The organism is Dietzia cinnamea NBRC 102147 (genome assembly GCF_001571065.1).
Lineage (GTDB): Bacteria > Actinomycetota > Actinomycetes > Mycobacteriales > Mycobacteriaceae > Dietzia > Dietzia cinnamea.
Genome location: NZ_BCSW01000045.1, coordinates 1 through 25,318 on the forward strand (window position 1 = coordinate 1; position 25,318 = coordinate 25,318).

A 25,318-nucleotide genomic window follows, 5' to 3' on the forward strand; every position below is an offset into this window, starting at 1 on the left:
GGAACTGCGTCGCCGCGGCGCCGCCCGCCGGCGGGCGGACGAGCTCGCGCAGGCGCCCGAGTCGCCGGAGTTGGAGTCGGAGCTGCGTCGTCGGGGCGTCGCGCACGTCGACGACCTGCGGGCGTGGGGCGTGTCCGGCCCGCCCGTCGGTGAGGCGTACCGCGGGTGGCTCATCGACCCGGAGTGGGCGGCCGCCTTGGCCGGACGCCTGGTCGAGGCCGTCCGCGTGCACGATCGCGACGACCCCCTCGATCCCGGACTGCCCACGGAGGCCGCGCGTCGCGCCCTCGACCTGCCGGATGCCGCTCTTCTGGAGGCGGTGCTCGCGGAGCCCGCTGCCGCCTCGCTGCGGACGGAGGGCGGTCGGGTGACGGCCGGCGCGACTGCGCTACCGGAGAAGGTTCGGTCCGCCGCGGAGCAGGTGGCCGAGCGGCTGCGGGCCGCCCCGTTCGACGCGCCCACCGCCGACGAGCTCGCCGAGCTGGGCCTCGGGCCGCGCGAGCTGGCCGCGTGCGAGCGCGCCGGACTGCTGACCGGGCTGGGTCCCGGCGTCTGGTTGGGCCCGGACGTCTACGACGAGGCGGTGCGCCGACTGCGCCAGCTGCCGCAGCCGTTCACCCCGAGCATGGCCCGGACCCACCTGGGCTCGTCGCGGCGTGTGGTGATGCCGCTGCTCGAGGCGCTCGCCGCGCGCGGGCTCACCCGCCGCGAGGGCGACGACGGCCACGTCGTCACCTGATCGGGTCGTCAGCGGGCGCGGTCGTCGCCCACCTGCTCCGCGTAGGCCTCGCCGCCGCCGCGGGCGTCGCGGCGCTCACGCTGGGGGACCACCACGTACTTCGGGTCCTCCGCCGAGGCCATGCCGGCGTGGAACACCGCCCACCGCGTGCACGCCGACCCGGCCGCCATCGCCAGCCCGGACACCGCGGACAGCAGCCGACTACGCCGACCGAGGACCGCGCCCACCGCGCCGGCGCCGGTGAGGACCTGCGCCGCCCGGTGGTACTTCCCGGCCCGGCCCTCGTGCAGGGGCTCGGCGGTGATGCCCATGGACCGCTGCATGATCTGGTCGGCGGTCAGTTCGAGAGCGGCACCGCCCACCGCCAGCCGACGGGCGGGACCGGTCTCCTCGAGCGGAGTGAGCAACAGGCCCGCCCCGCCGGACGCGGCCGCGGCACTGCCGACAAAGACGAACGGCAGCTCTCGGCGCGCCGCGCTCCAACTCGGCAGGGACGTGTCGGTGAGCAGCACCGCCGTGTACGACGCGACCGCCGGGGCGACGAGCGCCGCGACGAGGCCGGCGGGCCGCGACGCCCGGCTGATGAGCTCGGTGGGCAGCCGCCGGGCGAGCTTCGCCGGCAGCAGCGGCACGATCTCCTCACCCAGCGCCAGGCCCGCGAACGGCCCGTACGCGGAGAGGATCCAGGTGCCCACGCTCATCGGCGAGGTGAGCTTGAGCACCCGCAGCATGTGGTGGAACCGCTCCGGGCGCCCCAGGTCGTGGACCAGGTAGTACAGGCTGCCGGTGATCCCGCCGAGCGCGACGATCCGCGCCGAGCGGCGCTGATTGGGCAGTCCGGCCAGGTCCGCACCGGCCGCGAGGAGTGACGAGCCACCGGCCAGCCCGCCGAGGAAGAGATACGCCGCGATGTCGTACTTCCACGGCGGAGCCTTGACGATCGGTTTGCCGTAGTACGAACGGAACTCCGCGGGGGGCACCACGAGTTGCTCGCGGCCCCCGCGGCCCTTCCGGCGGGTCCGGGCACGCTGCCCCGGCCCTGCGGGGAGGCCCGCCTTGTCGTCGTCGCCCATCAGGACCGTCCCCCCGCGGCGAACGCCGCCACGGCCCCGCCGAGCAGGGTCACCGCGGCGAGGGCGGCCTGGCGCCACATCGCCCCCACGTGCCGCGTGGTCACCACGGGATCCGGCGGCAGCCCGTAGACCTCGGGGTCGTCGAGCAGGAGGAAGAATGCGCCCGTGCCGCCGACGCCGTTGCGGGAGTCGTGGCCGTACAGCTGGGCGTTGGGCTCGCCGGCCTCGACCAGCTGGTCCAGTCGACCGGCCGCCCGCTCGCGGAGCTCGTCGAGATCGCCGAACTGGATCGAGTCGGTGGGGCACGCCTTGGCGCACGCCGGGGTCTGCCCCTCGGTGAGCCGGTCATAGCAGAGCGTGCACTTCTGCGCGATCCCCACCGCCGGATCGCCCGCCGGACCCGAGCGCCGCTCGATCACGCCGTACGGGCACGCGCTCACGCAGTACCCGCACCCGTTGCAGATGTCGCTCTGCACCACGACCGTGCCGAACTCGGTGTGCATGAGCGCACCGGTCGGGCACACGTCCACGCACGCCGCGTGGGTGCAGTGCTTGCACACGTCCGACTCCATGAGCCAGCGGAAATCGGTGGGTTCCCCGGCGTCGGGGGAGTCACCGGGCAGGGTCGGCGCCGGCATGCCCAGGTCGACGGGCGCGCTCGGCGCCGGCGCGACGGACGCGCTCGCCACGCGCGCGGGCACCTCCTGCTCGATGAACGCGACGTGCCGCCACGTCGACGCCCCGAGGGCCTGGGTGTTGTCGTAACTCATGCCGGACAGCTCGATGCCGTCCTCGGGGATGAGGTTCCACTCCTTGCACGCCACCTCGCAGGCCTTGCACCCGATACACACGCTGGTGTCGGTGAAGAACCCCTTGCGCGGCGGCGGATCCGAGTAGCCGTTGTCCTCGGCCGGGTCGATGTCACCGAAGAAGGACCGTCCGAGGTCGGACAGGAAGGCGGACATGATTTAGCTCTCCGTTCCCGGTTCGGTGGGGACGCCGGCGCGGCGGCGGTACTCCTCGACGAACTCGAGTAGCGCGGGGCCACGCGGGCGGCGTCCCGCGACGATGTCACAGCTCGTCGCCTTGGTCGCGGGGATGGACACGTTGGGGTCGAGTTGCTGCGGCAACAGGTCGTTGGCCGGGTCGCCGATGCTCACGCCGTTGCCACCCCAGTGGTAGGGCAGCCCGATCTGGTGGAGGGTCCGGCCGTCGACCTGCAGCGGCGTCATCCGACGGGTCACCAGCACCCGGGCCTCGATCGCGGAACGGGCGGTCACGATCGTGGCCCACCCGCCGTTGACCAGTCCCCGCTCCCGCGCGAGCTCCAGGGAGATCTCGCAGAAGAACTCCGGCTGCAGCTCGGACAGGTACGGCAGCGTCCGGCTCATGGCCCCCGCCGTGTGGTGCTCGGTCAGGCGGTAGGTGGTGAAGACGAACGGGAACACGTCCGTCCCCGGATCCCCGTGACCCGGCTGCGTCTCGTTGTATCGACCCGGCCGGATCGACCGGGCGGGGTTGGCGTCCCGGCCCGGATAGATGGGGTTGGCCACGGGCGACTCGGGCGGCTCGTAGTGTGCGGGCAGCGGGCCGTCGGCGAGCCCGCGGGGAGCGTAGAGCCAGCCCATGCCGTCGTCCTGCATGATGAACGGCTGCGCGCCGCCGATGGCGTCCGGACCCACCGCCCCCGCGGGTGGGGTGTAGTCGGGAGACTTGTCGGCCTCGAAGTCGGGCACGTCGTCACCCACCCACCGGCCGGCGCCGTCGTTCGCATCCGGGTCCCAGCGGATCAGTGCCTTGCGCTCACTCCACGGCCGGCCCTCCGGGTCCGCCGAGGCACGGTTGTAGAGGATGCGTCGGTTGGCGGGCCAGGCCCAGCCCCACTCCGGGGCGACCGGGCCCTGCTCGTGCCGCGACGTGCGCCGCGCGGCCTGGTTCACGCCGTCGGCGTAGACGCCGCAGTAGATCCAGCAGCCGCACGCGGTCGAGCCGTCCGGCTTGAGCTGCGTGAACGCGGACAGCGGCTCACCGTCGGGACCGCGGCCGTTGATCTCGGCGAGCACGGCCTCGGCGTCCGGCTCGTCCACCGTCCCCGGCTCCATGGGGTAGTCCCACGTCAGGTCCAGCAGCGGACGGTCGCGCGGATCGGTGGAGCCGGCCAACCTCTCCTTCAGGCGACGCCCGAGGTGGTAGTAGAACCACAGCTCGCTGCGCGCGTCGCCCGGCGGCTCGACGGCCTGGTGCCGCCACTGCAGGAGCCGCTGCGTGTTGGTGAACGTGCCCTTCTTCTCCACGTGATTGGCGGCCGGGAAGAAGAACACCTCGGTGCCGATGTCCTCGGTGCGCATCTCGCCGGTCTCGATCTCCGGCCCGTTCTTCCAGAAGTCGGCCGACTCGATCATGACCAGGTCGCGGACGACCAGCCAGTCGAGGTTGGCCAACCCGGCGCGCTGCATCCGCCCGTTCGCGGTGCCCACCGCCGGGTTCTCGCCCACCAGGAAGTACCCGCCGCCGCCCTCGTTGACCTGACGCTGCACGGTTGCGGTCGAGTCGGCCTTGCCCGTGAGCTTGGGCAGATAGCCGTAGGCGAAGTCGTTGTCCTCGGTGGCCGCGTCGCCCCACCACGCCTTGAGCAGGCTGACCGTGTACGAGCGCATGTTGCCCCAGAAGCCCTGCGCCTCGTCGTCGGTGCCGATGTAGCTGTCCAGATCCGGCTGGCTGTGCGCGTCCGGAGTGGGCAGGTAGCCGGGCAGCAGGTCGAACAGGGTCGGGATGTCGGTCGAGCCCTGGATGCTCGCGTGCCCGCGCAGCGCCATGATGCCGCCGCCGGGCCGGCCGATGTTGCCGAGCAGCAACTGCAGGATCGCGGCCGTGCGGATGTACTGCACGCCCACGGTGTGCTGGGTCCAACCGACCGCGTAGCAGAACGCCGACGTGCGTTCCCGCCCCGAGTTCTCGGTCAGCGCCCGCGCGACGCGGTGGAAATCCTCCGTGGCGATGCCGCAGGTCCGTTCGACCATCTCGGGGGTGTAGCGGCTGAAGTGCCGCTTGAGGACCTGGAAGACGCACCGCGGGTGCTGGAGGGTCTCGTCCACGTTCGGGTCGGTTGTGGTCGCCGAGGCGCGGGCTCCGGCGGCGCCGGGGACCTCCGCGGGCTCGTCGTCCGAGTCGTCCTGACCCGAGCCGCTCTCGTGCGGCATGTCGTTGCCGCGACCCTCGTACTGCCACGACTCGAAGTCGTACGTCCGGTCCTCGATGTCGAAACCGGAGAACAGGCCCGCAAGATCCTCGGTGTCGAGGAACTCCTCGCCGATGATCGTCGACGCGTTGGTGTAGGCACGCACGTACTCGTGGAAGTAGGAGTCGGTGGTCAGGATGTGGTTGATCAGCCCGCCGAGGAACGCGATGTCCGAGCCGGCCCGGATCGGCACGTGCAGGTCCGCGAGGGCGCTGGTGCGCGTGAACCGCGGGTCCACGTGGATGATGGTCGCGCCGCGCCGCTTGGCCTCGATGACCCACTGGAATCCCACGGGGTGGGCCTCGGCCATGTTGGAGCCCTGGATGACGATGCAGTCAGCGTTGGCCAGATCCTGCTGGTAGTTCGTGGCACCACCACGCCCGAATGAGGTTCCCAGACCGGGAACGGTGGAGGAGTGTCAAATTCTGGCCTGGTTCTCCACCTCGATGGCGCCGAGCGCCGTGTAGAGCTTCTTCATGAGGTAGTTCTCCTCATTGTCCAGCGTCGCCCCACCGAGGCTGGCGAAGCCGCGGGTGCGCCGGACAGTGTCGCCCTTGTCGTCCGTGTCCTCCCAGAACTCTTCCCGCGAGGCCAGGACGCGCTCGGCGACCATGTCCATCGCCGTCTCGAGGTCCAGTTCCTCCCACTCGGTGGCGTACGGCTTGCGGTGCAGGACCGTGGTGATGCGCTCGGGGTTGGTCACGAGCTGCTTGCTCGCGGATCCCTTGGGGCACAGGCGACCACGCGAGATGGGGCTGTCGTCATCCCCCTCGATCTGGACGACCTCGCCGTCGGAGACGTAGACGTCCTGGGCGCACCCGACCGCGCAGAACGGGCAGACGCTCTTGACCACCTTGTCGGCCGTCTTCGTACGAGGGGTGATCTCTAGCGAGCGGCGCGAACGGGTGGCGCTGCCGCGGCCGAGCAGGTCGGACCCGGCCAGCTGGCGTAACACGGGCCAGTTGAGCGGCGAGCCGTACCTCGCCAGCTCGGGCCTGGACCCCCGGGGCCGATCCGGCCCGGACTGCTGGTTCTCCGTCTCCGACATGCCACCTCCCGTACTCGCGTACGTGCCCCATGTAACGCGAGCCCCCCGGGCCCCGCAACCGAATCGCCGTCGGACCCGCCCGGTCGCGGGCGGGCGGTGACCGATCCGTCCCGCGGGCGCCTCCGATCCGCATCATGGTGGGGTGGACGAGCAGACTCAGACCGATTCCGGAGCGTTCGCGACCGTCGGGCTCATGGCCGACCCCGGCGTGCCGCGCCGGATCGCCGTGGCGATCGCCGACGATCTCGCCGAGGACCTGGGCCGCGAACTGGGCGGACGCTGGCGGGTGGAGGTCGACCAGGAGACCCTCCCGCTCGGACCGGAGGGGGAGATCCGGCTCACCGAGCACGCCCCCCGCCTGCTGCAGCAGCACGGGTGGGACTTCGTGCTCTATCTGACGGACCTGGCGACCCACCCCGACGGCGTGCCGGTGTTGTACGACGTCAGCGGCTCGACCGCGGCCGCCCTGGTGTGTGTGCCGGTGCTGGGGGTCTTCCGCGTGCGGTCGAAGGTCCGCGAGCTGGCGCTCCGGCTGGTGCGTTCGGGGACCCGCCGCGACGGACTGGGCGTGCCCGGCACCGACGACCTGCCCCCGGCGCACCGGCGCGGGTTCGCCAACCGGGCCCGCCTGCTCGCGGGCATGGTGCACAACAACCGACCCACCCGGATGGTGACGACGCTGTCCGGTGTCGTGGCCGCCGGGGCGGGCTCCGGTGCCTTCGGCATCTTCTACGGCAGCATCGCTTCTCTCGCGGTGGAGCTGCACGCGCTCCGACTGCTGCTCATCAGCATGATGGGTGTGCTCACCCTCGTTTTGTGGCTCATCCTGCGCAACGGACTCTGGACCCGTCGGAACGACGCTTTCACGCCCGGCAACCGACGGATGGACAACGCGGCCACGGTCCTCACGGTCGGGGCGGGTGTGGGCATCATGTTCGTCGGTCTGTTCGCGGCGATGTTCGTCCTGGCGCTCACCGTGATGGACGCGGACTACCTCGCGACGCAGCTCGACCGACCCGCGGTCCTGCTCGACTACGTCCATCTGGCGTGGCTGTCCAGCTGCCTGGGTGCCTTCGCCGGCGCCCTGGGATCGAACTTCGACGACGAGAACGTGGTCCGCGAGTCCACCTACAGCCTGCGGTGGCACGAGCGCCGCAAGATGTTCGACAGCTACCAGAGCCGTGAGGGCGACCCCGACGAGCAGCAGGAACAGCAGCGGATCGAGCGCGAGCATGACGACGACAACGACGACGACAACGACGACGCCCGCGGCCATGACACGCAGCATCACGGCGAGCGGAGCTACGGCGAGCGGAGCCGCGGCGAACAGGGCCACGGCGAACAGGGGCACGGGGAGCATCCGGGTGTCGACACGGCCGCCGGCGGCGAAAGCCGCGGAGAGGTCGACGACGACGGGGCCCCGGACCGCGGGGGCGTCATCGCGGACGGCGACTCCGAGTCCTCTCGGCAGGTGGAGGATGACCGGTCGAGAGGGTAGACAAGGGGCATGACCGCCGCACCCGCCGACCTCGCCCCCGTGAACGACGCCACCACGACCGCGCCGCCGCTGCCCCGCGCGTGTGGGCCGCTGTCCGACGCGGTGATCGGGGCGCTGTCGACCGGGCGCACGGGCGGACTGCCGGCGGTGTCGGCCGACGTCGAGCCGCTGGGCCGCGACCTGCAGCTGACGCTCTACACGTTGTACGAGTTGCACTACCGGGGCTTCGATGGCGTCGATGCCGAACTCGAGTGGGACCCGGAGCTCCTGCGGATGCGTCGAGACCTCGAGCGGGTGTTCCTCGAGCACCTGCGCGGCGCGGTCGAGCCGGGCGACGACCCGGTGGCCGAGATGGACGCGATGTCGGTCGAGGCCACCTCCGGCACCGGCCCGTCGTGGTACTTCAAGGACGAGGGCACCTGGGATCAGATCCGCGAGTACTTCGCCCACCGCTCGCTGTACCACCTCAAGGAGGGGGATCCGCACGCGTTCGCGATCCCGCGGCTGCAGGGTCAGGCCAAGGCGTCGTTCGTGGCCGTCGAGTTCGACGAGTTCGGTGGTGGCCGCGGGGATCGCGTCCACCAGCAGTTGTGGGCGGACCTCATGAGCGCGGCCGGGCTGGACCCGTCGTACCTCGGCTATATCGACCGGGTGAGCGCCGAGACGCTGTCGACGGTCAACCTCATGTCGATGTTCGGCCTGCACCGGTCGCTGCGCGGCGCCGCGATCGGGCACTTCGCGGCGATCGAGATCACCTCCTCGCCGGGGTCCGCGCGCCTGGTGGCGGGCCTGCGACGGATGGACGCTCCCGAGGAGTGCGTGCACTTCTACGCCGAGCACGTCGAGGCCGACGCGGTCCACGAGCAGGTCATGCGCCACGACGTGGTGGGCGACCTGGTCGGGCGCGAGCCCGAGCTCGCCGCCGACATCGTGTTCGGGATGCGGGCGCTCGACTACCTCGACGACCTCGCAGCCGCCAAGATGCTCGCGGCGTGGAAGCGCGGGGAGTCCTCGCTCCTGCCCTGACGCCCGACGACCCCTGCGGAGCGCGGGGCCGACGCGGCCCCCGCCCGGAATCCGCTACTCCCGCTCAGCCAAGCCCGGAATCCGCTACTCCCGCTCAGCCCCGCCCGCTCAGCCACTGCCCGGAATCCGCTACTCCCGCTCCTGATCCGCTACTCCCACAGGGGTAGCGGATCCCTACTCGGAGTAGCGGATTTCTGGTTGGGCGGTCAGCCTTGCGCGTCGTCCGTGTCAGTGGGGCGCACCTTGCGGCGGTGGCTGGTGTCGCACAGCGGGTAGTTCTTGCTGCGCCGACACGCGCACACCGCCACCATGAAGCGGTCCGAGCACACCCGGTGCCCGTCGGGCGTGGTCATGTCGACCGGTCCCTCGACCAGGATGGGGCCGCCCGGCACGATCCGTACGCGCCTGGCGTCACGCGCCTGCCCGCCGGCCCCGCGGGCGTCGCGCGCCTGTCCGCCGGTCCCGCGGGCGTCGCGCGTCCCGCGCTCAGCTGCGGTCAACGCGGATCACCGCCAACTCCTCCTCGCGCCGTCCGGGCTCGAGCAGACCGGCGGCCTCGAGGCGCTCGGCGTATGAGGCCATGACAGGCCCGAAGTCGACGGTGCGTGTGGCGATCGGCCGCGCGGTGAACCCGACCTCCTTCATCCTGCGGACGGTCTCCGGCGGGTCGGAGAACTCCGAGTGCACGATGAGCATGGTCCCGCCGGGTGCGAGCAGGTCGGGGGCGAGCTCGCAGAGCTGGTCGAGCACGACCCGCCCGTTGGCGCCCGCGTCCCACGCGCGGTTGGGGCCGGTGCCCTCGAGCGGGGCGTCGGAGGGGACGTACGGCGGGTTGGACACCACCACGTCGAAGGGCCCGGCGTAGCGGGCGTCGGCCAGTGTGCCGAGGCGGACGTCGACGTCGACGCCCGCCCGCTCCGCGTTGCTGGACGCGCAGGCGACGGCGGCGGGGGAGATGTCGTAAGCGACCACTTCGCGGGCGCCCTTGAGCGCGGCCTCGATGGCGAGGATGCCACTGCCCGTACAGATGTCGAGCACGCGCTTACCGGCGACCACGTCGCAGTCCTCGAGTGCGTCGCAGAGCAGCCAGGAATCGTCTTGCGGCGCGTACACGCCGTCGTCGACCTCGATATGGGCGAACCGGGTCTGGGTCATCGGGGCCTCCGGTTGAGCAGGGGGTCGGATGTTGCCCAGTCAATCTGTGAGGGCCGGCGCCTGCAACCGATGTGACCGCGCGAGACGGAGCTGCTACTGCCAGTAGAGGCCGCCGGGCACGTCCGCGCCGCCGGTGAGTCGGCAGGTCAGGACGGTGTCGTCGGCGCCGGTCACGGCGAGGCCCTCCTGCGCGCACGGCCCGCCGGGGCGTGGCTGGCCGACGGCCTCGGCGAGCCCGCCCCCGCCCCCGCCCTCGCCGGCGTCGGGCACGGAGCCGGCGCGGGGCAGCCACAACGGGCCGGCGCCGCGGGGGTCCTCGGTGCAGAACAGCGCGGATCCGTCCTCGGCCTGGGCGACCTCGCCGAGCATCTGGCACGGCCCGCCGGCGCCCACGACGTTGGCGGGCAGCTGCGGCGGGGGTGGGGGCGTGACGGGCGCAGTGGTGGTGGCGGGCGCGGACACCGGTTCGGCGGTGTCGCGGGTCGGCGTGGGGGACGTGGGGGTCGACGACGACGAGGTGCTCGACGCCGTCGCCGGCGGGGCGGCCGGTTCGCCGTCCGGGTCGGCGGAACAGGCCGAGAGTGCGACCGCGGCCGCCATCGCGAGTGCGATGGCGGCCGGGACACGGCGACGTCCCGTGGTGGCGTGCGGGTGGTGCGTCGCGGTGGGGTTCATACGGTCCTCTGTGGTGCGCTGGTCAGGCCCCGATGATGAAGGCCTCGAGCTCGGCGCGGGCCTTGTCGTCCGCCATCTGGACCGGCGGGGACTTCATCAGGTACGCCGAGGCCGGCAGGATCGGCCCGCCGATCCCGCGGTCCTTGGCGATCTTGGCCGCGCGGACGGCGTCGATGATGATGCCCGCCGAGTTGGGGGAGTCCCACACCTCGAGCTTGTACTCCAGGTTGATGGGGGCGTCACCGAACGCACGTCCCTCGAGACGAACGTACGCCCACTTGCGGTCGTCGAGCCACTCCACGTAGTCCGAGGGGCCGATGTGCACGTTGCGGTCGTGGACCTTGTCCTTGAGCGAGCCCTCGAGGTTCGAGGTCACGGCCTGGGTCTTGGAGACCTTCTTGGACTCGAGGCGGTCCCGTTCGAGCATGTTCTTGAAGTCCATGTTGCCGCCGACGTTGAGCTGGTACGTGCGGTCCAGCGCGACGCCGCGGTCCTCGAAGAGCTTGGCCATCACGCGGTGGGTGATGGTGGCGCCGACCTGGCTCTTGATGTCGTCGCCGACGATCGGGACGCCGGCGGAGCGGAACTTCTCCGCCCACTCGGGGTCGGAGGCGATGAACACGGGTAGGGCGTTGACGAACGCGACACCGGCGTCGATCGCGCATTGCGCGTAGAACTTGTCGGCCTCCTCCGAGCCGACGGGCAGGTAGCTCACCAGCACGTCGACCTCGGCGTCACGCAGTGCCTGCACGACGTCGACGGGCTCGGCGGCGGACTCCTCGATCGTCTCGCGGTAGTACTTGCCCAGGCCGTCGAGGGTGGGTCCGCGCTGCACGGTCACGCCGGTGGGGGGGACGTCGCAGATGGAGATGGTGTTGTTCTCGGAGGCGCGGATGGCCTCGGCGAGATCCATGCCGACCTTCTTGCCGTCTACGTCGAACGCGGCGACGAACTCCACGTCGCCCACGTGGTAGTCACCGAACTTCACGTGCATGAGGCCGGGGACGGTCGAGTCGACCGCCGCGTCCTTGTAGTACTCCACGCCCTGCACGAGCGAGGACGCACAGTTGCCGACGCCGACGATCGCGACGCGCACCTTCTGGTCGGTCATTGGGGTTCTCCTTGTGATGGGTTCTCTGTCCGGATGAGCTCGTTGATCCACCGCAGCTCGCGCTCGCTGGTCTCGAGCCCGAGCAGGGTGAGCTGCCGGGCGTATCGCAGTTCGGTGGGGCCGGTGCGTGCGGCCGCGTCACGCTGACCCTCGCGTCGCTCCTCCAGGACCCGACGCCGGCCCTCGAGCAACCGCACCCGGGCGGGGCCGGGCGTGCGGTCGAAGAAGGCCAGGTGGACGCCGAAGCCGTCGTCGGTGAACGACGATGCCCCGGGTTCGTCGAGCAGGGTCGCCAGCGTCTCCTTGCCGCGCGTGGTGATGCGGTAGGTCTTGCGCCCGCGCCGCGCCGTAGCGGGTGGCCGGGTAGCGGTGGCGGCCGAGGAGTCCTCGACGATGTCGCCCTGGTGTCGGAGGCGACGCAGCGTCGGATAGAGGGAGCCGAAGGACACCGTCCGGACCGTCCCGAGCATCTCGGACAGCCGCTTGCGCAGCTCGTACCCGTGCATCGGCCGCTCGTCGAGCAGCCCCAGGATGGCCAGTTCCAGCACTCCACCTCCCCCTTCCCACGTCGGTCGTGTCTGCGGATGTCATGCGACGGTCACCGATCGTACACCCACTGATGTATCGGAGCGATATACCGGTGAGCGCCATCCGGCCCGGGGTCCCCGCGGGAGCCGTAGGCTGGGGGCGTGGACCAGGCCGACTCCCGCTTCACGCGACCCGGCCCCCCGCCGGGGCCGGAGGACCCCACCGGCCGTGCGGCGCTGCGGCGCCGCCGGGTGGTGGACTTCGCGCTGCGCCGTCGCGGCGTCCTGGCGTCCCTGCGCGAGGGCGGCCTGTCCCTACGCGAGGTCTGCGACGCGGACGTCTACCTCCTGCGCGCGGCCGGCTTCCACGGCGTGGTCACCGACACCGTGTGCCCGGTCTGCCGCAAGGAGAACCTCACCGAGGTGTCCTGGGTGTTCGGCGACGACCTGGGCCCGGCGTCGGGCTCCGCCCGCGGTGCCGACGAGATCGAGCAGCTCGCCCTGTCCCACGACGAGTTCACCGTCCACGTCGTGGAGGTGTGCCGCAGCTGCTCGTGGAACCACCTCGTCGAGTCCCATGAGGTGGGGCTCACGCCGGGGACCGGAAAGCGCGTACGACGGGCGGCGAGAGAGCTCCGACGGCACCGCTGAACACCCCGCCCGGTGTCCGACGGCGCCTCCGGAGTACAGCGTCGGCGCCCTTTTCGTACACAATGGTCGCCAGAGCACCGCCGCCGGGGGCCTTCCGGGTCGGTCGGATCGGCTCGCGGGAGGGTAGAGCATGGCGCAGAACGGCAGGACGGGTAAGGCCGCCGACGAAGGCCGGGGCAGGGCCTCGGAGCAGACCGGTTGGGTCCGTCGCCATCCGATCTGGACGACGGTGATCCTCCTCGCCGTCGTCCTCCTCGTCGTCCCCCTGACGGTCGCGGTCGTGACCTACAACCGCACCGAGATCCCTGATCCCGGCAGTGTCCGCACGGAGCAGATCTCGGAGATCTACCAGAGCGACGGCACCACGATGATCGGTCGCATCGTCCCGCCCGAGGGCAACCGCACGCTCATCGAGCTCGACGTGGTGCCGGTTCACGTGCGCAACGCGGTCATCGCCGCCGAGGACCGCTCCTTCTACACCAACGAGGGCTACGACCCCACCGGCATCGGCCGCGCGGTGATCGGGCAGATCACCGGCGAGTCCAGCGCGGGCGGCGGCTCCACCATCACGCAGCAGTACGTGAAGAACACGATGGTCGGTGACGCGCCCACCTACGAGCGCAAGGCCAAAGAGATCATCATCGCCGCCAAGATGACGAACGAGTGGTCCAAGGACCAGATCCTCGAGGCCTACCTCAACACCATCTACTTCGGCCGCGGCGCCTACGGGATCGCCGCCGCGTCCACCGCCTACTTCAACAAGCCCGTCGAGGCGCTGACGGTGGAGGAGGGTGCGCTGCTGGCCGGCGTCATCCAGTCGCCCTCCGCCCTGGATCCGCTCAACAACCGCGAGGCCTCCGAGCGACGGTGGAACTACGTCATGGACGGCATGCGCGACATGGGTGCCATCGACGCGCAGCAGCGCGGCAACGCCGTGTTCCCGCAGGTGGTCGAGGATCCGCAGGCCGTCGAGCAGAACGTCGGCGACCCCACCAACGGCCCGATCCGGCGCCAGGTGCTCGCCGAGCTCGCCCAGTCCGGGATCGACGAGCAGATGCTCAACACCCGCGGTCTCAAGATCATCACCACGATCGATCCCAAGACCCAGGACGCGGTCGTCAACGCGGCGCGCTCCAACATGCAGGGCGAGAGTCCGGACAACCGCACGGCGGTGGTGTCGATCAACCCGCGCACCGGCGGCGTGATCGGCTACTACGGCGGCGAGGAGGCCGAGGGCTGGGACTACGCCAACGCCCCGCTGCAGACCGGTTCGACGTTCAAGATCTTCGGTGTCGCCGCCGCCCTCGAGCAGGGCATCGGCCTCGGCACCCAGATCTCCTCCGCTCCGGTCACCACGGGCAACGTCACGGTCACCAACGTCGACGGCCGGTCCTGTGGCTCCTGCTCGATCTCCCAGGCGCTGCTGCTGTCGCTCAACACCTCGTTCATCCGGCTCCAGCGCATGCTGGACAACGGGGCCAACGACGTCCGCGACATGGCCCACCGCACGGGCATCCCCAAGCAGATCCCGGGTCTGCCGTGGGAGACCCTGAGCGAGCAGGGCGAGGACCCGTACGACGGCCTCATCCTGGGCCAGTACCCCATCCGCGTCCGTGACATGGCGACCGGCCTGGCGACCTTCGCCGCCGAGGGCGTCCACCGACCCACGCACTTCATCGAGCGCGTCGAGACCGCCGACGGCGAGGTCCTTCTGGACAACTCGTCGATCGAGGGCGAGGAGGTCGTCGAGGCCGACGTCGCCAATAACCTCACGTCCGCTATGCAGCCCATCGCCGCCTACTCGAACGGCCACTCGCTGGCCGGCGGCCGCCCATCGGCGTCCAAGTCCGGCACCACCCAGCTCGGCGACACCGGCTACAACAAGGACGCCTGGTTCGTCGGCTACACCCCGTCGATCGCCACCGCCGTCTGGGTCGGCACCGACGAGAACAAGCCGTTGCTCAACGCCTGGGGCGGCACGATGTACGGGGCCTCCGTGCCCGCCGACATCTGGAAGTCGGCCATGGACGGCGCGCTGTCCGGCACCGACTGGGAGTCCTTCCCCGAGCCCGGCTACATCGGCGGTCAGGCCGGCCGCTCGTCGTGGGAGTCCTCCGGAACCGGCTCGGGCACCACGGGCGGTACCGGGACCGGCGACACGGCTCCCCAGCCGAGCGTCGCGCCGGAGCCCGTCCAGCCCGCCCCCGCCCCACAGGCCCCCGGCCCGCTGACCATCCAGGTGCCCGGCCTGCCGGAGATCGTCATCCCCGGCGCCGGTGCGCCCGCCCCGGCTCAGCCCGCCCCCGCGCCCGCGCCGGGCCCAGGCGGGGCCGGCGGCAACACGGGCGGCGGCAACACGGGCGGTGGCGACACGGGCGGCGGGAACGACGGCGGCGACGCCACGGACGGCGGGCCCTGACCCGCGGCCCGCAGTGGCCGGATCGCGGGCGCCGCGGGCCGGAAAAGCCGTGGACTAGGGTGTGAGCGTGCAGAGCAACGGACCTCTCTCCCCGCTGCCGCTCGACGAGGACCTGAGATCGCTCGAGCCGCACGAGCGGGTCCGACCCGGTGACGGTGCCGGGGCGGGCGCGCTCGCCGCGTGGGGCGGGCCCCTCGGCCGGCACGCCGTGGTCGGCCGCCAGCGCTTCTGGACGCCGCTGCGCGTGATCATGCTGTTCGCCGTGATCTTCCTGGCGTTCGGCTTCTTCTCCAAGGCCGCCTGCCTGGAGACCACCCACCCCACCGACGGGTCGCAGCCCGGCCTCAACTGGGACGGCCGGCAGTACTACAAGGCCTGTTACGCGGACCCGCTGCCGCTGTACTCGGCCGAGGGCCTGGACACCGGGGCGCTGCCCTACAAGTACTCGTGGATCACCGACACCGGCGAGGTCCGCTACATGGAGTACCCGGTGCTGTCCGGGATGTTCCAATACGTCACCGCCCAGGCGGCCCGGGCCCTGCACGAGATCTTCCCCGGCGGGCCGCTCGAGGTGATCACCTACTTCGCGCTGGGCTGTGTCCTGCTGGCGTTCATGTGGATGGTCGCCGTGTGGGCCACCTACCGGTCGGCCGGTCGCCGACCGTGGGACACGCTGCTCATGGCGGCCAGCCCGCTGATCATCTTCCAGGCCTTCACCAACTACGACCTCATGGCGGTGATGTTCGCCTCGGTCGCGCTGCTGTTGTGGGCCCGCCGCCGGCCGGTCTGGGCCGGCGTCGTGTTGGGGCTGGGCGTGGCGGCCAAGCTGTATCCGCTGTTCCTGTTCGGCGCGCTGCTGGTGGTGGCGATCCGCCGCAGGCGGTTCGTCGAGCTCGGTAAGGCCGCCGGCGCCGCCGTCGTGGCGTGGACGGCCGTGAACCTGCCGATCATGGCCCTGTTCCCCGAGGGATGGCGGGAGTTCTTCCGGCTCAACTCCGACCGGCCCGCCAACCCCGAGAGCATCTACGTCGTCATCCAGACGCTCACCGGGTGGCAGGGCTTCGACGCGGGCCGCGCCGCCGGGGAGGCCCCCGCGACGCTGAACACCGTCTCGTTGGTGCTGTTCGCGCTGGCGTGCCTGGTGGTCCTGGTGATCGGCTTGACCGCGCCGGTGACCCCGCGGGTGGCGCAGTTGGCGTTCCTCGTCGTGGCGTTCTTCCTGCTCACCAACAAGGTGTGGAGCCCGCAGTACTCGCTGTGGCTGGTCCCGCTCGCGGTGCTCGCCGTGCCTCGCGTGCGGCTGCTGCTGACGTGGATGGCGTTCGACGCGCTGCTGTGGGTGGCGCACATGTCGTACTTCCACGGTGTGGCCAACAAGGGGATCGGGCCCGAGCTCTTCCACCCTCTCGTGCTGGTTCGTGATCTGCTCGTCCTCGCCGTGTGCGCGGTGGTGATCACGGAGATCTACCGGCCCCACCTCGACCGTGTCCGCATGACGCATCAGGGCTCACCCGAGGGGTCTGATCCGCTCGCCGGGGTCCTCGCCGATCCCGGAGAACGGCTGGTCGCCCGGCCCACTGGAGCCGTTCGGCCCGCCGGGGCGACCCGATCCACTATGGCCGCCGGGGCCGCCCGGCACGGTGGGCCGAGTTCGGCCGGTTCGCCCGTTTCGCCGGCCGCGCCGCTCGCATTCCGTGCGACCCGCTCAGACACCGGTGGGGCACTTCCCACCGACCCCGAGACGAAGGACCCGATCCGATGACTACCAGCGCCATGATCTGGATGTTCCTGTGCATCCTGGTCGGATTCATCTGCATGGTGACCGCCGCCGGTGGCTACCGCGCGGGGTGGCGTCAACCCGTGTGGATCGGCTGGACCGTCGCGGCCTTCCTGTTTCTCACGGTGATCCCGGTAGCACAAGCGCTGACGATCGGGCTGCAGCACGGCTGACGCATCCGGCGGCGCAGCTTCCGGCCGCAATTGCCCCGCCGGCGTATCCCGGCCGGTGTAGCCCCGTCGCGGCTGCCTCGGCCACAGGATCCCGGCGCCGCAGCTGCCTCGGCCACAGGATCCCGGCGCCGCAACTGTCCTGGCCACAGGATCCCGGCGCCGCGGCTGCCCCGTGGGCATTCCGGCAGCGCGAGTGCTGCCGGATGCGCTGCCTCTATGGCCCGCGCTGCCGGAATGCACGCTCAGAGCGGGACTGCGCTGCGTGTCAGGTCCATTCGGCCATCACAGGTCGAAGACGCAGCGCACCTGGGCGAGGTTGTGATGCTCCTTTGCGCGGCGACAGCTCGACGGGCCGCCGATTCCGGCTCGGCAGCCCGCCGACCCCGGCTCGACAGTCCCGCGGACGCAGCGCAGTCCGCCGATTCCGGCTCGGCAGTCCCGCGGACGCAGCGCCGGCCCGCCGCGCGAGAGTCAGCGGCGAGAGGCTCAGCTGCATAAGCCAAACGGCTCGGTGTCCGGGAAGTGCTGCTTCCACTCTTCGCAGGTGAGTTGGACGCCGCCGGCGCAGACGTCGCTCACCACGCGGTCGGGGTCGAGCTGCCACATCCACATGGCGCCCTCCGCGCCCACCGCGAGCAGTCCGCCCGCCGGGGAGGCGCTGCGGCCCTGGTGGAGCTGTGGGTCGGTGGTCGAGCCGAGCACCGCCCAGGGTCGCGGGTCGGATGGGTCGGCGACGTCGATGACCGTGACCTGCCCGGTGCGGGAGGTGAGGAGGGAGAACTCGGCGACCAGGCACGGGTCGGGCAGAGGCACGGTCACCCGAAACGCGGGGCGGGTGGGATCGGTGACGTCGACCAGGCCGAGGTCGGGGTTGGTGTCGCACGGCGAGAGTCCGGTCGTCGGGGCTGAGCGGGTTGGCCACCACGGCGCCGGAGGTGACGGGCAGGCTCGCGACCGACCGGTTGGCGGGTCCGTAGGGCGCGGTGAACACCTCGAGGCCGCCGTCCGCCCGGCTGGCGTAGACGACGCGCCCGGCACGTCGGCGCGGCTGGTGTCGAGCAGCGCCGATAGTGCCTCGGTGGTGGGGTGGATCCGGTAGGCGGCCATCGCGTGCGCGGCCGAGTCCGGGGTCGCGGGTGGGCGACGTCGCGGGTGTGACGGGCGTCCGCGCCGGCCCGGAGCGCGAGCAGACTGGTGACCTCGTCGTCGTCCCTCCATCTCACGTAGTCGGCGGTGGCCGACGCTGAGGGCAGGGCGGCGTCGGCGCGGCCAGGAGGAGAAGAGGGCCTCGTGGGTGGGGTGACCGAGTCACCGTCCACGGTGAGGAGGCCGGCGTTGGCGAAAGGGGGTGGCGACGACGAGGAGGTCCTCGGACAGCTCGGCGAGCGGGGCGTGGCGACGGACGGGTCGGGCGGCGCGGACGTCGACGAGCCGGAGGAAGAGGGCCCGGCAGTTCGCCCGTCCCGCCTGGTCGAGTGCCTGGTTGACGGACTCCGCCGACGCGCGGACGGCGCTTTCGACCCCGCCCGGGGAGTAGTTGTCGTCCACGGTGTTCCGGCGCCGTTGGCGGCCCACCGCGGCGCGAGACCTGCGGCGAGCAGCGAGGACTTGCCCGACCCGGACGCCCCCATGACCATCGGCGGGCGGACGCGCGGCGAGGCCAGCCGGCGAATACTCTGTTGGAGCTCCACCTCGCGGCCGTGGAACAACGGTGCGTCGCCCGCCAGATGGGGACGCAGTCCGAAGTACGGGCCGCCGCAGCACGGTCCGCTTCCGACGGGGATTTCGTCAGCCGAGTTCGGGCGGGGTAGCCTTGAGCGGTTGCTGACGCAACGACCCTCCTGCCACGGAGACACCGTGGCCGAATCTGTAGTCCACAGGAGGTGATGAGGTCCCATGCGTCAATACGAAGTGATGGTCATCCTCGATCCCAGTCTCGACGAGCGCACCGTGGCGCCGTCGCTGGACACGTTCCTCAACGTGATCCGGCAAGAGGGTGGATCGGTCGACAAGGTCGATGTCTGGGGGAAGCGCCGCTTCGCCTACGAGATCAACAAGCTCAACGAGGGCATCTACGCCGTCGTCCAGCTCAAGTCCGAGCCGGACGCGGTCAAGGAGCTGGATCGTCAGCTCGGTCTGAACGAGAACGTTCTCCGCACCAAGGTGCTGCGCGCCGACAAGTGACCCGGACTGTCCGACTACCCCGGTACTCTGGGCGCGGTCGGTCGGCCTCCGATCACCATCCACACCAGGCCTGAAACACGGAGGACAAGCGAATGGCACAGGGCGACACCCCCATCACGGTGGTCGGGAACATCGTCGCGGACCCCGAGCTGCGGTTCACGCCGTCGGGTGCTGCGGTGGCGAACTTCCGGATCGCCTCCACGCCGCGTCGCTTCAACTCGCAGACCAACCAGTGGGAGGACGGCGAAGGCCTGTTCCTCACCTGCAACGTCTGGCGGCAGGCGGCGGAGAATGTCGCCGAGTCGCTGCAGAAGGGCATGCGCGTCATCGTCAACGGCCGGCTTCGGCAGCGGTCGTACGAGACCCGTGAGGGCGAGAAGCGCACGGTGTACGAGGTCGAGGTCGACGAGGTCGGCCCGTCCCTCAAGTACGCCACAGCCAAGGTGACCCGCACCAACCGCGAAGGCGGCGGGGGCGGCGGTTTCCAGGGCGGCGGCCAGCAGGGTGGTGGCTTCCAGGGCGGCGGTCAGCAGGGTGGCTACGGCGGTGGTCAGTCGCAGGGCGGCTACGGCGGCGGCCAGGGCCGCGGCCAGCAGAACGACGACCCGTGGGGTAGCGCCCCGCAGGCCGGTGGTTCCGGTGGCTTCGGCGGCATGGACGACGAGCCCCCGTTCTAGATCGGGTCGATTCCCCGGGGCGCTGCCGGCGTCCCACCCCACAAGCATGAGACATGACCTCGCGACGTCTCCGGCCCAGGTCGGGTCCGTCGGAGGAAAGAAAGGTAGACGGATCATGAAGCTGATCCTCACCGCCGACGTCGACAAGCTCGGTGCGCCGGGCGACATCGTCGAGGTCAAGGGCGGATACGGTCGTAACTTCCTGCTCCCGCGCGGGATGGCCATCGTGGCCACCCCGGGTGCCGAGCGCCAGATCGAGTCCATCAAGCGTGCCCGCGAGGCCCGCGAGGTCCGCGACTCGGATCACGCCAACGAGCTCAAGCAGAAGCTCGAGTCGATGACCGACGTCAAGGTCGCGGTCAAGACCTCCGACACGGGCAAGCTGTTCGGCTCCGTCACCGCGGGTGACGTCGCCGCGGCCATCAAGTCCGCCGGCGGCCCCACGCTCGACAAGCGCTCCGTGCAGATGCCGAAGGAGCACATCAAGGCGACCGGCAGCCACATCGTCGTCGTCGACCTGGGTCACGACACCACCGCGCGCGTCGCGGTCGAGGTCGTCCCCGCCTGATACACCGCGCAGGGCCCCGGTCGTCACAGTGACGGCCGGGGCCCTCGCCATTGTGGACGGCCTGTGGATAACTAGTTGTAATGGCTAGGGTCCTGACGGTTCTCAGATCCGTCGCGTTCATATTTCGTTATCCGTTGTGTCCCGGTTGGTGACGTGATAAACGAGGTTCTCCACGGGGCCTCCGACCTGCACCGATACCAGTGACCAGCGGTTTTGTGGGAACTGGCCTGGGCTTTCCACCGTTTATCCACAGTGATACGCCCATCGGCCCTGCGTAACCTCCAACCATTCACAGTTCTCCACAGACACCCTCCCGCAAATGTGGAGAAGCCTGTGGATAAGGCTGGAGGCGCAACTCCGGGTGTGTCGTGTCGGTGCCCTACAGTGAAGGGGTCGCTCGCCGGTTCCCAGTCGGGGCCGGGCGGGTGATCGAGTTCGACAGTGGAAGAGGAGCGGTCATGGCACAGGCGGGATACGACGGTCCCGGCGAGCTGCCCCCTCAGCCCGACGAGGGTGGCGGAGGCGAGTTTGGCCGTACCCCGCCGCAGGATCTCACCGCTGAGCAGTCCGTGCTGGGCGGCATGCTGCTGAGCAAGGATGCCATCGCGGACGTGGTGGAGGAGATCCAGCCGGGTGACTTCTACAAGCCGGCGCATCAGGCCATCTACGACGTCATCCTCGACCTGTATGCGCGCGGGGAGCCGGCCGACGCGGTGACCGTGGCCGCCGAGCTGGATCGCCGGGGGGATCTCCGTCGTGCCGGCGGTGCGCCCTACCTCCACACGCTCATCTCGACGGTGCCCACTGCGGCCAACGCGGGGTACTACGCTCAGATCGTCGCGGAGAAGGCGGTACTGCGTCGTCTGGTCGACGCGGGTACCCGCATCGTGCAGTACGGCTACTCGGGGTCCGAGGGTTCGGACGTCGCCGAGGTCGTGGACCGGGCGCAGGCGGAGATCTTCGAGGTCACCGAGCGCCGCACCACCGAGGACTACGTCATCATCGAGGAGCTGCTGCAGCCCACGATGGACGAGATCGACAACATCCATACCGCGGGCGGTCTCGCCCAGGGTGTTCCCACGGGGTTCGCGGACCTCGACGCCGTCACCAACGGCCTGCACGGCGGGCAGATGATCATCATCGCCGCCCGCCCCGGCGTCGGTAAGGCTCTCGCCCTGGACACCGTCCTGCCCACCCCGGGCGGTCAGACCACCATGGGCGAGGTGGCGGTGGGTGACCGCGTGCTCGGCGCGGACGGGCAGCCCACCGAGGTCGTGGCCGTGACCGAGGTGTGGGAGAACCGTCCCTGCTTCACCGTGCGATTCAATGACGGCACCGAGCTGGTCGCCGACGCCGAGCACGAGTGGCGCATCGAGATGGGCGGCACCGAGCAGATCGTCACCACCAAGTCGCTGGACACGCTCATGCTGGTCTGCGACTTCGGCATCGTCGTCCCCGAGCACCCGGACTCCGGACGTCCGGCTCGGCTCATCACCGATGTGCGCGGTGCCTCGAGCGTGCCGGTCAAGTGCATCGAGGTGGCCGCCGACGACCACCTGTACCTGGCGGGTCCCAGCGCGATCCCGACGCATAACTCCACCATCGGCCTGGACATCATGCGGTCCTGCTCCATCAAGCACGGGCTCGCCTCCGTGGTGTTCTCGCTGGAGATGAGCCGCACGGAGATCGTCATGCGTCTGATGAGCGCCGAGGCGCGGGTCAAGCTGTCCGATATGAAGTCGGGCAAGATGAGCGACGAGGACTGGACGCGGTTGGCCCGGCGGATGGGTGAGATCTCCGAGGCGCCCCTGTTCATCGACGACTCGCCCAACATGACAATGATGGAGATCCGTGCCAAGGCCCGTCGGCTCAAGCAGAAGCACGATCTGCGCCTGATCGTGGTGGACTACCTCCAGCTGATGTCCTCGGGGAAGAAGGTCGAGTCGCGTCAGCAGGAGGTCTCGGAGTTCTCCCGTCAGCTCAAACTGCTGGCCAAGGAGATCGACGTGCCCTTGATCGCGATATCGCAGCTGAACCGTGGGCCGGAGCAGCGTACCGATAAGCGGCCGCAGGTCTCCGACCTCCGTGAGTCGGGCTCGCTGGAGCAGGACGCGGACATCGTCATGCTGCTGCACCGCCCGGACGCCTCCGAGCGCGACGACCCACGCGCCGGCGAGGCCGACCTGATCCTCGGTAAGCACCGTGGCGGTCCTACGTCCACTATCACGGTCGCGCACCAGCTCCACTACTCGCGCTTCGTGGACATGGCGCGGGGGCTGTAGTGATGTTGTCGGTTCTGTCGGTTGCCAAACAGTTTGTCAGTTTGCCAAACCCGTGTCAGTAGCGTGCCACTAACTTGTCAGTGGTGGCCTTCGGGACGGCGGCACCGATCAGGGTGCGTTCTATAGCTGCCAGGCCCGCCGTTCATCTCCGTGGCTGAGGGGCCTGACGGGTATCGGCGTAGTCGCTCTCGTTTAAGTCCGAGAGTGCTCGTGTGTGAGTTTGAAGTAATTGCGTCAGTTGATCCCAGTCAGCGTCAATATCGAAATCGGCGAGGGCCCTACGTGTGATCTCATTGAGGTCACCCGACCAGAGGCGACCGGCATTGCTGGTAGCCGTGGCAAGACAGCGAGTGGCGTAGCCAATGTTCTTCATCGCGTATATCGTGGCGAATGGAGTGCGCTTTTGCTCTTGAATTGCCACAGCGGAAAGCCATGCGGCGTTCCCATGAGCTGGTCTGCTCAGCTGCCTGTAGGCAGAGTCGTCTTTCTCAGGGAAGGCCTGCTTTATCATTGCAGTTGAAGTCGGCTTGGATTGCTTTGGAACCTTGGTGAAATTGTCCTTGTTGCGCACTCTCCATTGCGACCATCGAGCAATAATTTCGTGAGCGCCGTCGACGTCACCGGACTTGTAGTCCTCGATTGACGCTTCCATCAGTTTGCCGGCTCGAACGGTACGAACTAAATGGTCGTCAGTAGGACAAGCTACGTAGATGCACTTGGCGGCGAGCTCCGAGACTGTTCGGGCAATCGTGCCAACCGTTACGTGTCGCGGGCCGCTCGCGAGGGTGAGGTTGCCAACGCCGTTAAGAGCTTCACCAGCTGAGATCAGGTAGAACTTTACCAATCTGTGTGCGGTGAGCAGGGGGTCCTCGACGTCGGTCTTCGACCCTAGTTCCCGGTCCACCGCGTCAATGGATACTGTCGACTCACGAAGGGAGAACTGTTCGTCACTCGCGAGGTGAAGGGCGACCATCGAGACCGCTAGCGCCGTGGTGCATACCGACAGAAGCGAGATCTCCCCCTCAGAGCCATCGCGCGTTGCCACTTTGAATTTGTGCTCAACAAATCCATTGTTGTTTGAAGGCTTCTTGAAGACGTCAAATGTGTTCCTGAGGGAGCGAGGAAGCGCGAAAGTGTGTCTATTGAGCAATGCCGTCCGCAGTCTCAAGATGCGCCATCGACGAACTCGGAGTTCGTGGCGATCTGATCGACGATCTCCATTGTCTCGACAGCAACGCGGGTGACTTTCGCGATGAGGTTGACGATGTAGAGGTGGTCGTCATGTTCGTCCGCCCAGTCATTGGGGTCGTTGACGATTCCTGATGCCTTGTCCGTTTTGACCTGGTACCGGTCGATAAGCCAAGCCAACGCGGTTCGTGACCCGAGGAGATATCGCTCGGCGCCTTCGGGAATCCCGGAAATGGTGACATGGCGGTTGTAGATGATCGTGGTGCGGTCGGTCTTGGGCTTGAACCGCAGCTTGTCCACGCGCCAGGTGTCGCGATCACAGTCGTCGACACCGGGCTTGACTGTCACGTTCAGTGGCCACGGTTCTACGTTCTCGTAGCCGACGTGAAGATCTGCGAGCTGCCTGCCCCAATATGCGAGCTGGTTGAATCGTGCGCGTGAAGGGGTGGTGGTAGGTGCGGCAGCATCTTCTTGAGATCTGCGGCGTAGCGGGTTCGGTAGCCGGGGTCGTGGAGTTGAGCGTAGACAAAGTAGAAGATGTCGTCTTTGCTCACTGGCCCGGCGAGCGCTTCGGAGTACACGGCGGCGATGTCGTCGGTGATGTTGTCCACCCGCCGGTAGCCGAACTCATCCGTCGGGTCCTGATCGCCAAGGTCGAACCCGCCATCGGATGCCTCAGCGGGCTGATAGGTCCACCGAGGGAAGAACTGCGACGTATCGAGTACGTGCAAGTTCGGTAGCAGATCGGAGATGAAAGGCGTGAACTCGAAATGCGATGCCGCCCCAGTCAAGACAATTCCTATGTTGTGGTGGTGGGGGGTGGGGAACATCGAGGGCAGTTGATACCGACGCTCGTTGAGTTGCTGGTCGAAGTACACGTGCTGAGCGGAGGACGGTCGGTAGCTTCCTCGACGGAAGGACTCAGGGCGGAGTTCCAGATCGTGTCCTCGTGCGAGTTGTTGTTTGATGCTGCTGTTCCAACTCATCGCACCGTTGCCGGTGACGGACAATATCGCGGTAAGGAATCTGGTTACGTCGGTTTCTTTTGGCCGGGTGACACCGTGAGCTGAGCACCAGTCAGTGAACTGGTGTTGGGCTGCGGAGTACTGGGAGACCATCTCTTGAACCTGGGCTTCTAGGTTACTGTGGGAATAGGAGTAGCACCACGCGTCTCGTCCAGTCGCAAGCCCTAGCGAATAACTCCTGAAGATTCGGGTCTGCTTATCGGTTTTCGCTTTTGTGCCAAGTACTGGCCACGTACTGAACTTGTCGTTTCTCTGGCCAACCCAGTCACCAAAAGAATTGGGAG

The 25,318-nt window shown here is 69.3% G+C and carries 22 protein-coding genes and 2 pseudogenes; 11 read left to right on the plus strand and 13 right to left on the minus strand.

What is annotated here, in order from left to right; genetic code table 11:
* Positions 1 to 739 (plus strand): SelB domain-containing protein (locus tag DCI01S_RS13025; protein WP_174521559.1); only part of this gene is annotated, 739 nt, incomplete at its 5' end.
* Positions 740 to 747: 8 nt separating this feature from the next.
* On the opposite strand, the gene nrfD is transcribed toward DCI01S_RS13025, so the two are convergent.
* The 3 genes from nrfD to fdh are packed head-to-tail and all read right to left on the minus strand — an operon-like array spanning position 748 to position 6,038.
* Positions 748 to 1,812: an NrfD/PsrC family molybdoenzyme membrane anchor subunit gene (gene nrfD, locus DCI01S_RS13030; RefSeq protein WP_061229623.1), complete on the minus strand. Its 1,065-nt coding sequence runs from the start codon at positions 1,810 to 1,812 to the stop codon at positions 748 to 750.
* Positions 1,812 to 2,777 (minus strand): 4Fe-4S dicluster domain-containing protein, encoded by a 966-nt coding sequence (locus tag DCI01S_RS13035; protein ID WP_061229624.1) that lies wholly within the window; start codon positions 2,775 to 2,777, stop codon positions 1,812 to 1,814. Before DCI01S_RS13035 ends, nrfD begins: the two co-directional genes overlap by 1 nt.
* A 3-nt stretch (positions 2,778 to 2,780) precedes the next feature.
* On the minus strand, positions 2,781 to 6,038 hold the full coding sequence (gene fdh, locus DCI01S_RS13040) for a formate dehydrogenase (protein ID WP_218001320.1): 3,258 nt from the start codon (positions 6,036 to 6,038) through the stop codon (positions 2,781 to 2,783).
* A gap of 202 nt (positions 6,039 to 6,240) precedes the next feature.
* Here fdh and DCI01S_RS13050 point away from each other — a divergent pair, with 202 nt between their 5' ends.
* The gene (locus DCI01S_RS13050) at positions 6,241 to 7,596 is read left to right on the plus strand and encodes a hypothetical protein (RefSeq protein WP_061229626.1); all 1,356 of its coding nucleotides are present in this window, start codon (positions 6,241 to 6,243) and stop codon (positions 7,594 to 7,596) included.
* A gap of 9 nt (positions 7,597 to 7,605) precedes the next feature.
* Positions 7,606 to 8,622, plus strand: a complete 1,017-nt coding sequence (locus DCI01S_RS13055) for an iron-containing redox enzyme family protein (protein ID WP_061229627.1) — start codon at positions 7,606 to 7,608, stop codon at positions 8,620 to 8,622.
* A gap of 206 nt (positions 8,623 to 8,828) precedes the next feature.
* Here DCI01S_RS13055 and DCI01S_RS17925 read toward each other — a convergent pair whose 3' ends face one another.
* The 5 genes from DCI01S_RS17925 to DCI01S_RS13080 all read right to left on the minus strand — a co-directional run bounded on the left by DCI01S_RS17925 (position 8,829) and on the right by DCI01S_RS13080 (position 12,111).
* Positions 8,829 to 9,122: a CDGSH iron-sulfur domain-containing protein gene (locus tag DCI01S_RS17925; protein WP_244881733.1), complete on the minus strand. Its 294-nt coding sequence runs from the start codon at positions 9,120 to 9,122 to the stop codon at positions 8,829 to 8,831.
* A complete protein-coding gene (locus DCI01S_RS13065; RefSeq protein WP_061229628.1) occupies positions 9,109 to 9,777 on the minus strand; it encodes a HemK2/MTQ2 family protein methyltransferase in 669 nt (222 codons plus the stop codon). Before DCI01S_RS13065 ends, DCI01S_RS17925 begins: the two co-directional genes overlap by 14 nt.
* Positions 9,778 to 9,870: 93 nt before the next feature.
* On the minus strand, positions 9,871 to 10,452 hold the full coding sequence (locus tag DCI01S_RS13070; protein ID WP_061229629.1) for a hypothetical protein: 582 nt from the start codon (positions 10,450 to 10,452) through the stop codon (positions 9,871 to 9,873).
* Positions 10,453 to 10,474: 22 nt separating this feature from the next.
* Positions 10,475 to 11,563, minus strand: a complete 1,089-nt coding sequence (locus DCI01S_RS13075) for an inositol-3-phosphate synthase (protein WP_061229630.1) — start codon at positions 11,561 to 11,563, stop codon at positions 10,475 to 10,477.
* Positions 11,560 to 12,111: a PadR family transcriptional regulator gene (locus DCI01S_RS13080; protein WP_061229631.1), complete on the minus strand. Its 552-nt coding sequence runs from the start codon at positions 12,109 to 12,111 to the stop codon at positions 11,560 to 11,562. The genes DCI01S_RS13075 and DCI01S_RS13080 overlap by 4 nt, the downstream gene beginning before the upstream one ends.
* Before the next feature lie 231 nt (positions 12,112 to 12,342).
* On the opposite strand from DCI01S_RS13080, the gene DCI01S_RS13085 reads away from it, so the two are divergent.
* From DCI01S_RS13085 to DCI01S_RS13100, 4 genes are all read left to right on the plus strand, one after another.
* Positions 12,343 to 12,741: a DUF5318 family protein gene (locus DCI01S_RS13085; RefSeq protein ID WP_061229639.1), complete on the plus strand. Its 399-nt coding sequence runs from the start codon at positions 12,343 to 12,345 to the stop codon at positions 12,739 to 12,741.
* A gap of 130 nt (positions 12,742 to 12,871) precedes the next feature.
* Entirely contained in the window at positions 12,872 to 15,160 is a 2,289-nt protein-coding gene (locus tag DCI01S_RS13090; RefSeq protein ID WP_061229632.1) for a transglycosylase domain-containing protein, read from the plus strand.
* A 61-nt stretch (positions 15,161 to 15,221) separates the two neighbouring features.
* Positions 15,222 to 16,922, plus strand: a complete 1,701-nt coding sequence (locus DCI01S_RS13095; RefSeq protein WP_082767809.1) for a glycosyltransferase family 87 protein — start codon at positions 15,222 to 15,224, stop codon at positions 16,920 to 16,922.
* Positions 16,919 to 17,110, plus strand: a complete 192-nt coding sequence (locus DCI01S_RS13100) for a hypothetical protein (protein ID WP_043567330.1) — start codon at positions 16,919 to 16,921, stop codon at positions 17,108 to 17,110. The genes DCI01S_RS13095 and DCI01S_RS13100 overlap by 4 nt, the downstream gene beginning before the upstream one ends.
* Before the next feature lie 486 nt (positions 17,111 to 17,596).
* On the opposite strand, the gene DCI01S_RS13105 is transcribed toward DCI01S_RS13100, so the two are convergent.
* From DCI01S_RS13105 to DCI01S_RS18190, 3 genes and pseudogenes are all read right to left on the minus strand, one after another.
* Positions 17,597 to 17,923, minus strand: a complete 327-nt coding sequence (locus DCI01S_RS13105; RefSeq protein ID WP_153038705.1) for a hypothetical protein — start codon at positions 17,921 to 17,923, stop codon at positions 17,597 to 17,599.
* 495 nt (positions 17,924 to 18,418) lie between these two features.
* Complete coding sequence (locus DCI01S_RS13110; protein WP_153038706.1) at positions 18,419 to 18,658, minus strand: nSTAND1 domain-containing NTPase; 240 nt, start codon at positions 18,656 to 18,658, stop codon at positions 18,419 to 18,421.
* Between the two features lie 26 nt (positions 18,659 to 18,684).
* Positions 18,685 to 19,008, minus strand: a pseudogene (locus DCI01S_RS18190) (nSTAND1 domain-containing NTPase); the annotation flags it as partial.
* Between DCI01S_RS18190 and rpsF the strand changes: the two are divergent.
* The 4 genes from rpsF to dnaB all read left to right on the plus strand — a co-directional run bounded on the left by rpsF (position 19,007) and on the right by dnaB (position 22,821).
* The gene (rpsF, locus tag DCI01S_RS13115) at positions 19,007 to 19,294 is read left to right on the plus strand and encodes a 30S ribosomal protein S6 (RefSeq protein ID WP_007632072.1); all 288 of its coding nucleotides are present in this window, start codon (positions 19,007 to 19,009) and stop codon (positions 19,292 to 19,294) included. The pseudogene DCI01S_RS18190 and the gene rpsF overlap by 2 nt on opposite strands.
* Before the next feature lie 92 nt (positions 19,295 to 19,386).
* Positions 19,387 to 19,971, plus strand: a complete 585-nt coding sequence (locus DCI01S_RS13120) for a single-stranded DNA-binding protein (RefSeq protein ID WP_007632070.1) — start codon at positions 19,387 to 19,389, stop codon at positions 19,969 to 19,971.
* Between the two features lie 115 nt (positions 19,972 to 20,086).
* Positions 20,087 to 20,539 carry a 50S ribosomal protein L9 gene (gene rplI / locus DCI01S_RS13125; RefSeq protein ID WP_061229635.1) on the plus strand — a complete coding sequence of 151 codons (453 nt, stop codon included), beginning with the start codon at positions 20,087 to 20,089 and terminating at the stop codon, positions 20,537 to 20,539.
* A 458-nt stretch (positions 20,540 to 20,997) separates the two neighbouring features.
* Positions 20,998 to 22,821: a replicative DNA helicase gene (dnaB, locus tag DCI01S_RS13130; protein ID WP_061229636.1), complete on the plus strand. Its 1,824-nt coding sequence runs from the start codon at positions 20,998 to 21,000 to the stop codon at positions 22,819 to 22,821.
* A gap of 142 nt (positions 22,822 to 22,963) precedes the next feature.
* Here dnaB and DCI01S_RS17290 read toward each other — a convergent pair whose 3' ends face one another.
* The gene (locus DCI01S_RS17290) at positions 22,964 to 23,989 is read right to left on the minus strand and encodes a hypothetical protein (protein ID WP_156482604.1); all 1,026 of its coding nucleotides are present in this window, start codon (positions 23,987 to 23,989) and stop codon (positions 22,964 to 22,966) included.
* Positions 23,986 to 25,220: pseudogene (locus DCI01S_RS17930) on the minus strand (type ISP restriction/modification enzyme). Before DCI01S_RS17930 ends, DCI01S_RS17290 begins: the two are co-directional and overlap by 4 nt.
* Positions 25,221 to 25,318: the final 98 nt, after the last annotated feature.